At 71.3% G+C, this 14,183-nt stretch carries 13 protein-coding genes; 6 read left to right on the plus strand and 7 right to left on the minus strand.

Going from position 1 to position 14,183, the window contains the following annotated elements; all coding sequences use genetic code 11:
- Together E1285_RS23135 and E1285_RS23140 are read right to left on the minus strand one after the other, a co-directional pair.
- Window positions 1-995, minus strand: a 995-nt coding sequence (locus tag E1285_RS23135; protein ID WP_132155426.1) for a serine/threonine-protein kinase, incomplete at its 3' end; no start/stop codon positions are given.
- A gap of 238 nt (window positions 996-1,233) precedes the next feature.
- Window positions 1,234-2,181 carry an AraC family transcriptional regulator gene (locus tag E1285_RS23140; protein WP_132155428.1) on the minus strand — a complete coding sequence of 316 codons (948 nt, stop codon included), beginning with the start codon at window positions 2,179-2,181 and terminating at the stop codon, window positions 1,234-1,236.
- Between the two features lie 116 nt (window positions 2,182-2,297).
- Here E1285_RS23140 and E1285_RS23145 point away from each other — a divergent pair, with 116 nt between their 5' ends.
- Together E1285_RS23145 and E1285_RS23150 are read left to right on the plus strand one after the other, a co-directional pair.
- A complete protein-coding gene (locus E1285_RS23145) occupies window positions 2,298-3,173 on the plus strand; it encodes an NAD(P)H-binding protein (protein ID WP_132155430.1) in 876 nt (291 codons plus the stop codon).
- Window positions 3,170-4,117: an SDR family NAD(P)-dependent oxidoreductase gene (locus E1285_RS23150; RefSeq protein WP_132155432.1), complete on the plus strand. Its 948-nt coding sequence runs from the start codon at window positions 3,170-3,172 to the stop codon at window positions 4,115-4,117. The genes E1285_RS23145 and E1285_RS23150 overlap by 4 nt, the downstream gene beginning before the upstream one ends.
- 91 nt (window positions 4,118-4,208) lie before the next feature.
- Here the strand turns inward: E1285_RS23150 and E1285_RS23155 are convergent, their stop codons facing one another.
- Together E1285_RS23155 and E1285_RS23160 are read right to left on the minus strand one after the other, a co-directional pair.
- Window positions 4,209-5,231: an LLM class flavin-dependent oxidoreductase gene (locus E1285_RS23155; RefSeq protein ID WP_132155434.1), complete on the minus strand. Its 1,023-nt coding sequence runs from the start codon at window positions 5,229-5,231 to the stop codon at window positions 4,209-4,211.
- 50 nt (window positions 5,232-5,281) lie between these two features.
- Complete coding sequence (locus tag E1285_RS23160) at window positions 5,282-5,911, minus strand: LysE family translocator (protein ID WP_132155436.1); 630 nt, start codon at window positions 5,909-5,911, stop codon at window positions 5,282-5,284.
- 146 nt (window positions 5,912-6,057) lie between these two features.
- Between E1285_RS23160 and E1285_RS23165 the strand changes: the two genes are divergently transcribed.
- The 4 genes from E1285_RS23165 to E1285_RS23180 all read left to right on the plus strand — a co-directional run bounded on the left by E1285_RS23165 (window position 6,058) and on the right by E1285_RS23180 (window position 11,656).
- On the plus strand, window positions 6,058-7,911 hold the full coding sequence (locus tag E1285_RS23165; protein ID WP_132155438.1) for a WYL domain-containing protein: 1,854 nt from the start codon (window positions 6,058-6,060) through the stop codon (window positions 7,909-7,911).
- Between the two features lie 183 nt (window positions 7,912-8,094).
- Window positions 8,095-8,499, plus strand: coding sequence for a peptidase inhibitor family I36 protein (locus tag E1285_RS23170; protein WP_132155440.1), 405 nt, complete (start codon window positions 8,095-8,097; stop codon window positions 8,497-8,499).
- 91 nt (window positions 8,500-8,590) lie between these two features.
- Window positions 8,591-9,331, plus strand: a complete 741-nt coding sequence (locus tag E1285_RS23175; RefSeq protein ID WP_207946745.1) for a class I SAM-dependent methyltransferase — start codon at window positions 8,591-8,593, stop codon at window positions 9,329-9,331.
- A gap of 348 nt (window positions 9,332-9,679) precedes the next feature.
- Window positions 9,680-11,656, plus strand: a complete 1,977-nt coding sequence (locus E1285_RS23180) for a DUF6461 domain-containing protein (protein WP_207946746.1) — start codon at window positions 9,680-9,682, stop codon at window positions 11,654-11,656.
- A 168-nt stretch (window positions 11,657-11,824) separates the two neighbouring features.
- Here E1285_RS23180 and E1285_RS23185 read toward each other — a convergent pair whose 3' ends face one another.
- The 3 genes from E1285_RS23185 to E1285_RS46705 all read right to left on the minus strand — a co-directional run bounded on the left by E1285_RS23185 (window position 11,825) and on the right by E1285_RS46705 (window position 14,176).
- Window positions 11,825-12,490, minus strand: a complete 666-nt coding sequence (locus E1285_RS23185) for a GntR family transcriptional regulator (RefSeq protein ID WP_165966713.1) — start codon at window positions 12,488-12,490, stop codon at window positions 11,825-11,827.
- 139 nt (window positions 12,491-12,629) lie between these two features.
- Window positions 12,630-13,892, minus strand: coding sequence for an AMP-binding protein (locus tag E1285_RS23190; RefSeq protein ID WP_207946747.1), 1,263 nt, complete (start codon window positions 13,890-13,892; stop codon window positions 12,630-12,632).
- Window positions 13,889-14,176 (minus strand): AMP-binding protein, encoded by a 288-nt coding sequence (locus E1285_RS46705; protein ID WP_207946748.1) that lies wholly within the window; start codon window positions 14,174-14,176, stop codon window positions 13,889-13,891. The genes E1285_RS23190 and E1285_RS46705 overlap by 4 nt, the downstream gene beginning before the upstream one ends.
- Window positions 14,177-14,183: the final 7 nt, after the last annotated feature.

A 14,183-nucleotide genomic window follows, 5' to 3' on the forward strand; every position in this document is an offset into this window, starting at 1 on the left:
CCATGGGGCTGGTACGAGGTGTACGGCCGCGTCGATGGGGGCGGGGGCGCGCCCGCGGCGGGCGGGTAGGGCCTCGGCGGCGGCTGACCCGGGTGGCCCTGGTCGGGGGCACGTTCCAGGTCGAGCAGTTCGGCGGCGTGCCTGCCCAGCCGATCGAGCAGTTCGGCGGGCAGCCAGGGACCGGGTGCGGGCTCGCCCAGGGACTCGACGATGTCCGCCGGTCCGGGCCTGTCCGCGGGGTCCTTGGCGAGGCAGCGTTCGGCCAGGTCGCGCAGCGGGCCCGTCATGTCGCCCAGCTCGGGCGGCTCGCTGACCACCCGGAACAGCAGCGACGGCACGCTGCCCTCGCCGGTGTCGAACGGCTGCCGGCCGGTCGCGGCGTACGCGATGACCGCCCCCAGCGAGAAGACGTCGCCCGCCTGGGTCACCCGCTCTCCGCGGATCTGCTCGGGCGGCATGAAACCGGGAGTGCCGACCACCATTCCCGTGCGGGTGATGGCGGTTCCATCGGTCGCGCGGGAGATGCCGAAGTCGATGACGCGCGGGCCGTCCAGCGTCAGCAGCACGTTGGACGGCTTCAGGTCCCGGTGGATCAGGTCGCGGTCGTGGATCTCGCGCAGGGCCTTCGCGAGCCCGGTGGCCAGGGTCCGCACCGAATCCTCGGGGAGCGGGCCGTACAGGTCGACGACGGACTCCTGAAGCGTCGGACCCGCAACGTAGCCGGTGGCCACCCAGGGCGTCGCCGATTCGGTGTCGGCGTCGAGCACGGGAGCCGTCCAGGGGCCGCTGACCCGGCGGGCCATCTCGACCTCGTTCCGGAACCGGTCGCGGAACTCGCGGTCGCGGGCGAGTTCGGCGTGGATGAACTTCACCGCCACCGTGCGCCCGGTGGCGGAACGCCCCAGGAAGACACTGCCCATGCCGCCGGCGCCGAGCCGGGCGAGAAGCTGGTAGGCGGCTACCTGGCGCGGATCCTCGGGCTGCAGGCTCTCCATAGCGGACGCGGGCTCCCCAATGCGGAAGAGAACGGATCAGTCGCACCAGCGTACTGATCATCCGCCCGGGTGCTCAGCGCCAGCCGAGTTCGGGCGCCTCGTCCTCGGCGAGCTGCTTGACCAGAACGTCCGGCTCGGCCGCGTACGAGCGCCCGGGCGACCGCACCGCCGCGCCGGCCTTGCCGAGGAACCGTCCCCCCGGCCCGTCGCGGTCGCCGAAGAGGTCCGGACGTGACGCTCAGACCGCCGCGGGACGGTCGCCCGCGCGGTGCTGCCTGGGCGACACTCCCCGGATGCGCTTGAAAGCGACGCTCAGGGCGAAGGCGTTGGCGTAGCCGACCCGGTGGGCGATGGTCTCGATGGTGAGGTCGGACGACCGGAGCAGGTCGGCGGCGAGCGCCATCCGCCAGTGGGTCAGGTAGGTGATGGGCGGTTCGCCGACCAGTGCGGTGAAGCGGCGCGCGAGCGCGGCTCGGGAGCAGCCCACCTTCGCGGCGAGGGCTTCGACGCTCCAGGGATGGGCGGGGTCGTCGTGCATGAGCCGCAGCGCGGGCCCGGCCTGCGGGTCGCCATGCGCGCGGTACCAGCCGGGTGCCTGCGCGTCCGGGCGGGCGAACCAGGCGCTCAACGTGGTGACGAGGGCGATGTCGAGCAGCCGGGCGAGCACGATCTCCTGGGCCGGGCCGTCGCGGCCCACCTCCTGCGCCAGCAAGGTCATCACCGGGTTCTGGGCCTCTGCCGCGGGCACCAGCACGATGGGGGGCAAGGCGTTCAGGAGTCGTTCGGTGACGTCGCTGCCGATCTGGTACGTGCCGCTGGCGACGATCGCCGAGCCGTCGCGGGTGAGTCCGCTGGTACGCGGTCCGAGCCGCAGGGCATCGGTGACGTCGGTGCCGTCCATGGTGGTCAGGCGGTTGTCGTGGTGGACGACGTAGTCAGGGACGGTGGCCGGATCGTCACTGACGTTATAGGGGTGCGGGCCCTTGATGATGACCACGTCTCCAGTGCGCATCAGCACAGGCTCGCCGTCGTCCGGCACGACCCACGCGTGCCCCTGCAATGTGGTGGCCAGGGCTAGGGCGGCACCGTCGGCGATGCGCAATGCCCAAGGCGGGTCCAGGATCGCCTGGCAGAACGCCGCCATCCGTGCGCGGACGCCTTCCAGGAGGTCGCTCAGGGGGTCCACGCACTCATCGTAGACGCACAGACATGGAATCGCGCTTGTCAGATATGTATCGCCTCAGCCGGTGCCGCTTGGCTGGAGAACGAAACGTCCACCCGAAGCGAGTACGGGAGAGGCCGATGTACACGATCACCGGAGTCACCGGGCATGTCGGAGCGGTGACCGCCCAGGAGATGCTGGACCGGAGCGCGCCGGTCCGGGCCGTGGTCCGCGATGCGGCCAAGGGCGCGGCCCTTGAGCGGCGGGGAGCGCAGGCCGTGGTCGCCGACTTCGGTGACCGGGCGGCGCTGGCCGAGGCGCTGCACGGCTGCGACGGTGCCTTCGTCATGCTGCCCACCGTCCCGACCGGCGACGACGCCGAGCATCGCCGGCTGGCCGACTCGATCGCAGGTGCGGTCGGCGACAGCGGTGTCCCCCATGCCGTCATGCTGTCCTCGATCGGCGCCGACCTGGCCGAAGGCACCGGGCCGGTCCGCTGGCTGCACCACTTCGAGAACCGGCTGCGGGAGACCGGCGTGCGGCTGACCGCGCTCCGTTCGCCGCATTTCCAGGAGAAGGTCGAGACGGTGCTCGGCGCGGCCCTGGACGCCGGGATCTATCCCGTGTTCGGTGAGAACGCCGACGTCCCCATTCCGATGATCGCCACGCGCGACGTCGGGAAGGCCGCCGCCGCGGCACTGCTCGCACCCCCTGCGACCAGCGAGGCCGTCGACCTGCTGGCCCCCGAGTACACCGAACGGGAGGTCGCCGGGCGCCTGGCGGCCGTGCTCGGCAAGCCGCTCCAGGTGGTCACCATCCCGCAGAGCGGCTGGATCGACACGATGCTCGACGCCGGCCTTTCCGCGCCGCTCGCGCGCGAACTCGCCGCACTGTACGACGCGGAGCAGCGCGGCCTGTTCCACCCTCGCGGCGACCGGGAACATGCGTGCACCACCGGGATCGATGAGACGCTGCGCCACGTCGTCGAGGCCGCCACCGGCACGCCCGCGCCATGACACCGTCGGCTCCGGGCGCCGGTCCGGGTGGCGGTGGCGCGTCCACGATCGTGATGACGGGCGGAACGTCGGGATTCGGGGCGATCACCGCCGAGCGGCTGGCACGCTCCGGCGACACGCGCCTGATCCTGGGGACTCGCCGGCCGGACACGGCCGGCGAGCAGATCCCGCTCGACCTCACCTCACTCGGCTCGGTACGCGCGTTCGCGGCATCGACGCGCGAACGACTCGGCGGCACTCCCATCGACGCGCTCGTGCTCAACGCGGGCGTCATCCTCCCCGACGTCGCCGGACGGACCACCGACGGCTTCGAGACGGCGTTCGCCGTGAACCACCTCGCGCACTACCTGCTGCTGCGACTGCTGTCACCCGCCCTCGCGGACCGCGCCACCGTCGTGCTGACCACCAGCGGCACACACGATCCCGCCACCGGCGCCGGGCTCGCGACCCCCCGCCACGCGCACGCCGAACTGCTGGCCCATCCTGGCCGGGATCCCGACCGGGACCCCCGGCCACGCACGGCGGGCCAGCACGCCTATACCGCGTCGAAGCTCTGCGCCGTCCTCACCGCACGGTCCCTGGCCGGGCACCTCGACACCGAGCACCGGCGGCTCACGGTGATCGCCTACGATCCTGGCCAGGTGTTCGGCACAGGACTGACGAAACAGCTATCGCTGCCCTTGCGGACGGCCTGGTCGCTGCTAGGCACCCCACTGGGAGGCCCTCTGCGCAGACTCAACCCCACACTCAACAGCCGGTCCGCCGCCGGCGAAGCCCTGGCCGACCTCGCCCTCGGCGATTTCACGACACCCCCGCATGGCGGCTCATACGCCGCTCTGAGACGAGGTCGGCTCACCTGGACCGACCCCTCGGCCCTCGCGCGCAGCGATGAGCTGGCCCACGCCCTCTGGAACGACAGCGCCCGGCTCGTCGGGATCGACTGACCGCCGGCCGTGCCCTACGGCCTGAACATGGGAGACCGCCCGCCGTTCCACAGGGTCCGCGCAGGCGGTCCGGCGGGTGGTTCGCCGGTGCTCAGCGCCAGCCGAGTTCGGGTGCCACGTGGGTCAGGATGTTCTCCAGGACGTGCGCGTTGTACTCCACGCCCAGCTGGTTGGGGACGGTGAGCAGTAGCGTGTCCGCGGCCTGGATGGCCTCGTCCTCGGCGAGCTGCTTGACCAGCACGTCCGGCTCGGCCGCGTACGAGCGCCCGAAGATCGCCCTGGTCTTCTCGTCGATCATCCCTATGTGGTCGTCGGAGTCGGCGTTCCGGCCGAAGTAGGCGCGGTCCAGGTCGCTGGTCAGCGCGAAGATGCTGCGGCTGACCGACACGCGCGGCTCGCGTTCGTGCCCGGCGTCCTTCCAAGCCTGCCGGTAGGCCTCGATCTGCTTGCGCTGCTGGACGTGCAGTGGCTCGCCGGTCTCGTCGTCCTTGAGCGTGGAGCTCTGCAGGTGCATGCCCAGCTCGGCCGCCCACGCGGCGGTGGCGTTGGAGCTGGACCCCCACCAGATACGGTCGCGCAGCCCCTCGGAATACGGCTCGATGCGCAGCAGGCCCGGCGGATTGGGGAACATGGGCCGCGGATTCGGCTCGGCGAACCCCTTGCCCTGCAGCACCATGAGCAGCACCTCGGTGTGCTTGCGTGCCATGTCGGCGGCGGTATCGCCCTCGGGCGGCTCGTACCCGAAGTACCGCCACCCGTCGATCACCTGCTCCGGCGACCCCCGGCTGATACCGAGCTGCAGCCGCCCGCCGGCGATCAGGTCGGCGGCCCCGGCGTCCTCGGCGAAGTACATCGGGTTCTCGTAGCGCATGTCGATCACGCCGGTGCCGATCTCGATGCGCGACGTCCTGGCGCCGATCGCGGACAGCAGCGGGAACGGCGACCCCAGCTGCCTGGCGAAGTGGTGCACCCGGAAGTAGGCGCCGTCGGCGCCGAGCTCCTCCGCGGCCACGGCTAGCTCGATCGACTGCAGCAGCGCGTCCGCCGCCGACCGCGTCCGCGACCCCGCGACGTCACTCCAATGACCGAACGAAAGAAACCCGATGCTCTTCACACCCACCACCAACCACCCCCGCCCTCGCAAGATTCCAGGTGCCGGCCCGGTCAGCGTTCCGCCGCGAGGGTGACGCCAAGGCCGATGAAGACGGTCCCGGTCGCGGCGTCGACCCGGCGGCGCACCGCCTGGCGGCCGCGCAGCCAACCGCCGATCCGCCCGGCCAGGACGCCGACCGTTCCGTCGGCCAGGAACTCCAGGACGATCAGGACGCCGCCGAGGACCAGGAACTGCAGCCAGACCGGCCCCGCCTTGGGATCGATGAACTGGGGGAGGAACGCGACCATGAACGTGAACGTCTGCGGGTTGGCCATCGACGACACCACGCCGTTGAGGAAGGCACGCCGTCCCGGCATCCCTCCGACGGCAGCGTCGTCGGCCTGGCCCTTCTTGCGGTGGCGGATCATCTGGACGCCGAGGTAGATCAGGTACGCGGCACCGGCGATCTTCACCACCGTGAACACGACCGGGAACGTCGTCAGCAGCACGGCGAGCCCGGCGGCGGCCGCGACGATGTACAGCGCGTCGCCCGTGATCACGCCGACCGTGGCCAGCAGCCCGGCGCGGGCGCCGCCCCGCACGCCGCACCCGAGCACGAACAGCATGTCGGGCCCTGGAGTGATCAGCGCGACGACGGTGGTCACCGTGAACACGGCCAGCAGGTGCGGATCGATCGGCATCCGATGATCTTCTCACCCTGCCCCCGGCGGCCCCTGGAGGGAACCGGGCCGGACTTTCCCGGATCCGCGGCGTAGGCCGGGACACCTGCGCTTGGGTTGTGCTCGTTCGGTGCCCGAGTCCGGTGGTCCGCGGAGGGAGAACGGGCATGACGGGGACGCCGTTGCCGGCCTGGCTGGCCACGCTCGGACAGGCCGCGCTCGCGGAGGTGCTGGCGGCTCGGGCCGATGTCTGCGGGCCGGCCGAGCCGGACGGGTGGGACGATCTCGCCGAGCGCCTCCAGCAGAGGCGGTCGGTGGAGCGGGCACTCAGGCGGTTGACGCGGCCCTGCGTCCAGGCCGCGGAGGCGGCTGCGACGCTCGGGCAGGACGCGACCCGGGTGAGGATCACGGCCCAGCTGGACTGGCCAGGCTCTGCGCTGGACAAGGCGTTGACGACGTTGGAGCGGCACGCGCTCGTGTGGCCCGGCCATGGCGAGGTGATGCACGTCGCCGAGGCACTGTGTGAACGGTGGCCCGCGCGGGCCGGAGCGGCGTGGCAGGCGCCGTTCGACCCGCTACCGCCCGGCCTGCCGACCGTCCCGATCGGTGCGGAACGGGTGGAGCGGACCGCTGCCGCACGGCTCGGGGAGTTCGTCGGGCACGCGGCGGGGATGCTCGCCGAGTGCGGCAGGCGTCCCTTGCAGGTCTTCAGGGTCGCCGGGATGCAGCCGAGAGCGCTCCAGCGGGTCATGCGTGCCGCGCGCTGCGGCGAACCCTCCGCGCGGCTGGCGGTGGCATGCGCTCAGCGCGCCGGGTTGCTCGCCAACGACGGGAGGCACCTCGGCCTGTCGCCGGGAGGTGACGCGTTCACGTCCTTGCCGCCGGGTGAACAGGCCGCCCGGCTGCTGCTCGCGTGGTGGAACCTGCCGTCGGCACCGACGCGGACCCGTTCCGACGATGGCAAGCAGCTCTACCCCTTGAGCGCGAAGGCCGACTGCGACGGCTGCGTCCAGGTGCGGCACGAACTCGTGACCGTCCTGCAGAGGGTCCCTGAAGGGCAGGGCGCGCAGGCGCCCGAGGATCTCGGCAGAGTGCTCGACTGGCATCGGCCACTCGCCTGCGACCACGCCTCCGGCCGCCCGCCGCACAGCGCGCTGCTGCAAGAGGCCGTGCTCCTCGGCCTGGTCGCGCACGGGGTGCTGTCCTCGTTCGGTGCGCTCCTCGCCGCCGGGGACCATGACGGCCTGGCGCGAGAGGCGTCCCGGGTGGTTCCGGCGTTCTCCGAACGCACGACGATCGCTCCGGACCCAATGGCGACCGTCCGTGGCACGCCGTCCAGCCTCCAGGAGGTGCCGGCCACGTGCGTCTTCCACTGCGCCGACACCGGACTGCTCGCGCGCGCCGTCCGGCACCCGGCACTCCAGGGCCTCGGCGTGCGGCTTCTCTCGCCCGGCGTCCTCATCGCCACGGGCCCGCGCGAGAGCGTCCTCATGGCATTGGGCGCGGCCGGATACCCGGCGGCCGAAGACCCCGCGCCCGGCCCGCTTCCCCCACCGGCCTCCGGTGAGCCGCCGCCCGACTTCGAGGCGCTCGCCGAGCGGCTGCGCCAGGATCCGTACGTCCCACCGCGCTCAGCTGCCCGAACGCGGCCGGCGGCTCCACGTCCTCGGCGTCCTCCGCGTCCGTCCGGTTCGCGTCCTCCGCGTCCGTCCGGCCGGCGTTCGGAGCTGGAACGAGCGCTGGGCGTCGTCACCCGCGAGGCCCGCGAGCTCAGGTCCGACGAGATCCGGCTGCTCGCCCGAGCCGTCGCGGAGGACGAGCGTGTACGGATCACCTACGTCGACCAGAACGGCGTGGAGACCGTCCGGGTCATCGGCCCTCCCTACGAGATGGTGCGGAGGAACAAGAAGAAGCTGCTCAAGGCGATCTGCGAGCTGCGCAGCGCGGAGACGGGACGCCAGGAGGAGAGGAACTTCCACTACTCCCGCATCCTGGCCGTCGAAGCGGTGGACGGCCCGTAAAGCGCGTCGTCCGGGGACGGTCGGCGACTGAGGTGCCGCCGGTGATGCTCGATACAGCGCCGGGGTAGCTGGATCGCAGCGGCAGGGATACTTCCCGCCTCTGATTGCAGAGAGTATTCATATGATTGCTCGCTGTCGCAAACTCGACGGCGCCGGTGATCTGCTGCGAGGAGGAACGTGACCATGAGAAGGCTGCGACGTACGGGCGCTCTCACCGCCGCGCTACTGGTGGTGTCCGGCCTGACTGCGGCCCCCGCCTCGGCCGCTGCGAACAGCAACGAGGCGGCCCTGCTCAAGCGTGTGGCCGACCAGTGCGAATCCGGAGCGATCTGCTTCTGGGAGGAGAACGACTACGAGGGCAGCCACTGGAGCTGGAGCCCAACGAACGGTTACCGCAACCTGCCGCCCTACCTGCACGACAACGTGGGGTCGTTCTACGCGAACGCCGCGGGCTGCTTCATCGACTGGGGGGAGAACCAGGAGTTCAGGAGAGTGGCCGTCGGCGACTATTCCAAGGCCTACAAGGCGGGAGGCAAGTTCGGCAGCCGCATCGATGCGGTGAACAAGATCGGCGACTGCCATCCATAGACGACGCGCACGGGCCAATCGCCCGCCCGCCCGGTCGCGCCTCACGCGGTGTCCTGGCTCGACAGCCGCCCGCGGGCGGGGTGCGGCGGGCGTGGCCGACAATGCTCAGGTGATGTGGTTGCTGGGCGATGATGCCCTGGAGAGATCGACGGTGGTGGCCAACTGCGCGATGAATCGCGAGCGGTCGCTGAGCGGTTCGAACGGTTACGGCCGCGAGCTCGGACTGGACGTCATGGCGGAGCTCACCGACCGCGGCGCGCGGTCCGCGTGCGTGCGGTGGCTGGACCTGTGCTGTGGAAGTGGTCGTGCTCTCTCGGAGGCCGTCCGGCTCGCCGCCGACGGCGCTAGGGGAGCTCGGGTCGAGATCGTCGGGCTCGACCTGGTCGACCATTTCGTGGCGGATTCCGTGCCGCCGGAATTGCAGCTGGTCACCGGCTCTGTGACCGAATGGGTGCCGGACGGCCGTTTCGACCTGATCACGTGCGTACACGGGCTGCACTATGTCGGTGACAAACTCGGCACTCTGGCGCGAGCCGCCGGCTGGCTGGCCGAAGATGGACTCCTTATCGCGAACTTCGACGTGCATTCGGTCCGCCGCGCAGACGGTACACCGGTCGGTCGCGGACTCACCGCCGAATTGCGCCGGCAGGGATTCGCCTACGACGCCTCCCGCCGCCGAATCTCGCGCCACGGCCCGGGGGAGATCCGGTTGCCCTACCGCTACCTCGGAGCCGACGACAAGGCCGGGCCGAACTACACCGGCCAATCGGCAGTCCACTCGTTCTACGAACACGATCCATCGACGTCTCCCGCTTGCAGAGCTGGACACTGATCGAGTGTTGGCGCGGGGAACGGGAGCGTAGTTGGCGTTGCCGCGCTGACTCGTCCGCCGTGACACCCGTTGTGCCAACAGACGGCAATGTCGATGGCTAGAGTTTCGTCCGTCTTGTACGTGTTGGCGGGCGGGGGCGCTGTGGTCGAGATTCCTGATGCGGTCCTGGAGGAATTGGCCGGTCCGGTCGCCGCGGCGATGCCCCTGGTCCTCGCTCGCGTTCCGAAGGCACCGGCGGCCGAACTCGGCCGGCTGCGGGCGACCGCCGACGAGATATGGCCGATCCGCGGATCTGCCGTCGGACACAATCACCGAGCCGCGGCTCAATTCCGTTCCCGCGGAGGGCCCGTGTCGGACGATTCGCCGGTGCGGGACGCACTCGGCTCGCTGCCGCAACTTCTGGTCGAACGCCTGCTCGGCGCGCTGGAACTGACCGTGCCGGAGTTGGACCCGGCCGGTGCCCCGGACCTGACCGCCTTTCTGGGCGAGCCGTTCACCGGCGGCTTCGTCATGGAGACCGCGGACGGGACGAGCGAGACGGTCACCGGGGCCGCCATGCTGGACCGGATCCGGCCCGGTGCGGTGCCCTTGGTCGCCGCGCTGGCCGGTCGGCTGGCCACCCACCCGTGCGTGGCCGCCCACCTGCCGGTGAAGCCCGAGATCACCGACGAGGCCGGGGTGGCGGCTGCCCATGGCGCGGCACGACTCGCGCTGGCCGTGTCCACCGCCGCCGCCGTCCTGCACCGGGTGGGCGTCCAGCCCTGGGCCACCCGACCACCAGCGGTGCTCGGTGTCGCGATCGGCACCGCGGCCCTGCTGCTACGCCAGGCCCCGATGCCCCCTGCCTACGCCGCCGCGCTGCTCGCCAAAGCACGGGAGGAGTACCTGCTCCCCATCGCGGCCAGCGGCCATGCGCCGGTGTCGGGGCACCGGTTCGGGCTGCTGGAGGAAGGCGATGTCCCCGAAGTCGACTTCGGGGACAACGGGCTGGTCGCGGTCGTTCCGGGCGGTGCGGTGATCCGCACCGGTGCCGAGAACGGACACGTCCAGATCCGGTTGCACGTCCTGGACGGGCCGCCGCAGGACGTCGCGACCGGCTGGGAGGAGATCGTCGAGGTCAGCTGGCGCGCGGCCGCCGGCGGCGCCTCGGTGGCCGGGCCCCAGGCGGTCGAGCCGCACCTGCGCAGGGTCACCCCGCCCTGGCCGGGCGACTACCGGCTGCGGGTCCACGCCCGCGGCCGGGACGACGCGGACGGAACCGAGTACTACGACCTGGTGGTGTGGCAGGCGCCCGCCGCGCCCGACACCGTGCACGTCCGCACCGACCGGCTCGGCCACCGGCTGCGCGGTGAGCCGGAGCCGTCGCGTCCCGAACCACCCGAAGCCGCCTACCGGTGGCTGAACCGCAGCACCCTGTCCGAGGCCGCGACGGTCACGGTGGTGACCGGCGCGGACGTCGCGGACGTGCTGCGCGCCTTCAACGCGGACCCGGCCCTGCCGGAGTCGATGCAGACCATCATCGATGACCTGATGCACCGGCAGTCGATCGATCCATGGGTCGCGGTACTGGACAAAGGCGACGCCGTCCTCGCCGTCGAGTTCAACGGCCGGCAGGGCTCGACCGCGCCCGTGCTGACCCGGGCGTCCGCCGGCGGGCGGGCCGCCAGCATGTACTGGAACGTCAACGCGTTGACCCGGCTGTCGTTCGCCGAGCACGGCGAAGTGCTGCTCTCGGAGGAACCCTTCGACGAACTCGACGCGCCACCACCGCTCACCGCGGCGCTCACCGGCCTCGACTTCGCCGACGACCACCGCCGCAAGGACATGATGGGTCTGCTCGCGGTGCAGCGATTCACCGGCCGCGGCATCACCGCCGAAGACCTGGCCGGCATCGAGGCCGCCGGCATCGGCTTCCGGATCGTGCCAGACCTACCCACGCTGTATCCGAAACGGCCGCGGCGCGGCGACCCGCTCGGCCCCGCCGTCGAAGCACTGACCCGGCTTCCCGAACCGGAACTGCGGGACCTGGCCTGGTGGGCCGCCGCGCAGGCGGCCCACTATGCCGGGCTCGGCGAAGACTCTGACATCACCGCCAGCGTCGCCGTCCGCGCCCTGACTCCGGAGGCGCATCTGCGCGCCCGCCGCTCCCAGCTCACTGACGGCGAGAACCGGTGGGCCTGGCTCGCCCTGCACCGCGCCACCAACCCCGACCCGCTCTCTGCGGCCACCACCGCCATCGACGCCGCCCGCTACGCCGCCGGCCCGCACGCCGCGAACCTGATCGCCGACACCCAGGCCGAGATCACCACACGCGGCACGCCGTAACGCCGCGAAGATGCCCGGCCTCGGCTTCCGTGGGCGCCGCCGGCCGCTACAAGGCGCAGATGAACCCGACTACCACGGAATTGCTGGCCAGCACGCCTGAGCCCAATAGATCAGGCTTACCCAAGCCTTAAGCTCCCGTTTTATCCCACGGCATTTCCGTCGGGCGGATCACGGGTCTACCGCCGTTCCGCCGGCTTTGGCCATGGCCACGGCGATGGGGAGGGAGAAGGGGGCGTGCCGCTCGGCGGTCATCAGGGCGATGGCCGTGCCGGCGATATGGTCGACCAGCAGGTCGCGGGCGCGTTGCCGGTCGCGGGTGCGGCACGCGTCCATCAGATTCCGGTGCTCCTCGAGCTTGGCCTCGAAGTCGCCGCTGTCCTGCTCCTGGAACATGTAGGCCCGGTGGTAGCGCTCGGCGTGGTCGAAGAGCCGGTCCAGGTGGTCGCGCAGCCGCGGCCCGGCACCGGCTCGCAGGATGGTGTGGAAGCGCCGGTGCGCCTCGGTGTCGCCGCCGGGGGCGGCGTGTTCGAGTTCCCATTCCAGCTGCTCGAAGTCCGCGCCGCGCAGCATCGGGACGGTGAGCCAGATGGCCAGGCCCTCGCCCATGACACGGAGCGAGTAGAGGTCGTCCAGGTCGTTCATGCTCAGGGAGCTGATCCTGACTGAACGGTGCGGGCCGCTGTTCTCCACCAGGCCCTCGCTTTCGAGCAGGCGCAGCGCCTCGCGCAGCGGGGTGCGGCTGACCGAGAGCTTGCGGCTGAGTTCGAGTTGGGAGATCTCCGCGCCGGGAGGGAGTTCGCACTCCAGGATGAGCCGCCGCAGGGTGTCATGCACGTTTCGTGTTCCCGCGCCGATTTTGGGTTCCGCGGAGCGTGTGCTCACGGGTTCGTACCTCGTTCAGATCCGCCGCTGGTCGAATTGCTGAGTGCAGAGTTTATTGTACGTAGCGCCGCCCGCATTGCAGACAATTCCGTCACACCTTTCGCTCTCGGCCCTGCCAGTATTCGTCACGCAGCTCGCGTTTGAGCACCTTGCCGACCGGCGACCTGGGCAGCTCGCGGAAGATGACCTCCTTGGGCGCCTTGACGCCGCCGAGGTGCTCTTTGCAGGCCGCGATGAGCTCGGCCTGGTCGGCGTCCGCGCCCGCCTTGAGTTCGACGACGGCCGTCACCCGCTCACCCCACCTGTCGTCGGGGAGGCCGATGACCGCGCAGTCCCGGACGGCCGGGTGGCCGAGGATCACCTGCTCCACCTCGCTGGGGAAGACGTTGAAGCCGCCGGAGATGATGAGGTCGCGTTTGCGGTCGACGATGTAGAGGTAGCCGTCGGCGTCGATGTGCCCGACATCGCCGGTGGCGAGCCAGTCTCCGGGGAGGCGGACGCCGGCGGTCTGGTCGGCGGCCCGGTGGTAGCCCTTCATGCGCAGCGAGCTGCGTACGACGATCTCGCCCCTCTCGCCCGTCGGCACCGGGGCGTTCTCGTCGTCCACGATGGCGACGTTGGCGACGAGGGTGGGCCGGCCGCAGCTGGCCAGCCGGCCGCGCAGTCGCGGCTCGGCCAGTGCCGCCACGTGCTCGCGGGGGCCGAGGAACGTGCACATCATGGGCAGTTCGGTCTGCCCGTAGAACTGGGCCATCACCGGGCCGAAGACCTCCATCGCCTCTTCGAGCTTGGTCACCGACATGGGAGCCGCCCCGTACAGGAAATAGCGAAGGCTCGACAGGTCGCGGTGCGGCGCGTCCGGGTGGTCCAGCAGGGCGTATATCGCGGTCGGCGGCAGGAAGAGCCGGGTCACCGCGTTCCGCTCGATCGATTCGAGTATCTCGCCGGGCGCGACCCCGTCGTGCACGATGTTGCGCCCGCCGGCGGCGAGGACGGGGAAGACGAGCGTCCCCGCGGCGTGGGTCATGGGGGCGGCGACGAGGTGGACGGGGTCGTGTTCGGGCAGGTGCGCGTTAAAGGCGTGGATCATCGTCTCGAAGGCCCGGTTGGGGACCTCGACGGCCTTGGGGCGTCCCGTGGTGCCGCCGGTGCCGAAGTAGCCGGCCACGGCCTCGGGGTCCAGCGGCGGCAGCGGCACGCGAGTGCCGGGCGGGGCGGACCAGTCCTCCGGACGGTCGATGGAGGCGGCGCGGGCGAGCGTTCCGACCTCGTCGCGGATCCGCTCGGCGACCCCGGTCAGCTCGCCGGAGTGCAGCAATGCCCGCGCGCCGACGAGCCGCAGCAGCGCGATCATGTCCTGCGGCGCCGCCCGCGCGTTGAGCGCGACCCACGCGCAGCCGGCGCGCAGCCGGCGCGCAGCACCCCGAGGACGACCGGGAACAGTCGCGGCGTGTTGGCGCTGAGCACGGCGACCGGTGTGCCGTGCCCGATACCGTCGCGGTGCAGTGCCGCCGCGACCCGGTGGCTGATGTCGGCGGCCTCGGCGTATGTCAGTGCCCCCGTGCCGTCCGGGCGGACGAACGCGATGCCGTCCGGGTTGACCAGGACGCCCCTGTCGAAGAACTCGATCACCTGCATCGGTGTT

This window comes from Actinomadura sp. 7K507, from assembly GCF_004348425.1.
Taxonomy (GTDB): Bacteria; Actinomycetota; Actinomycetes; order Streptosporangiales; family Streptosporangiaceae; genus Spirillospora.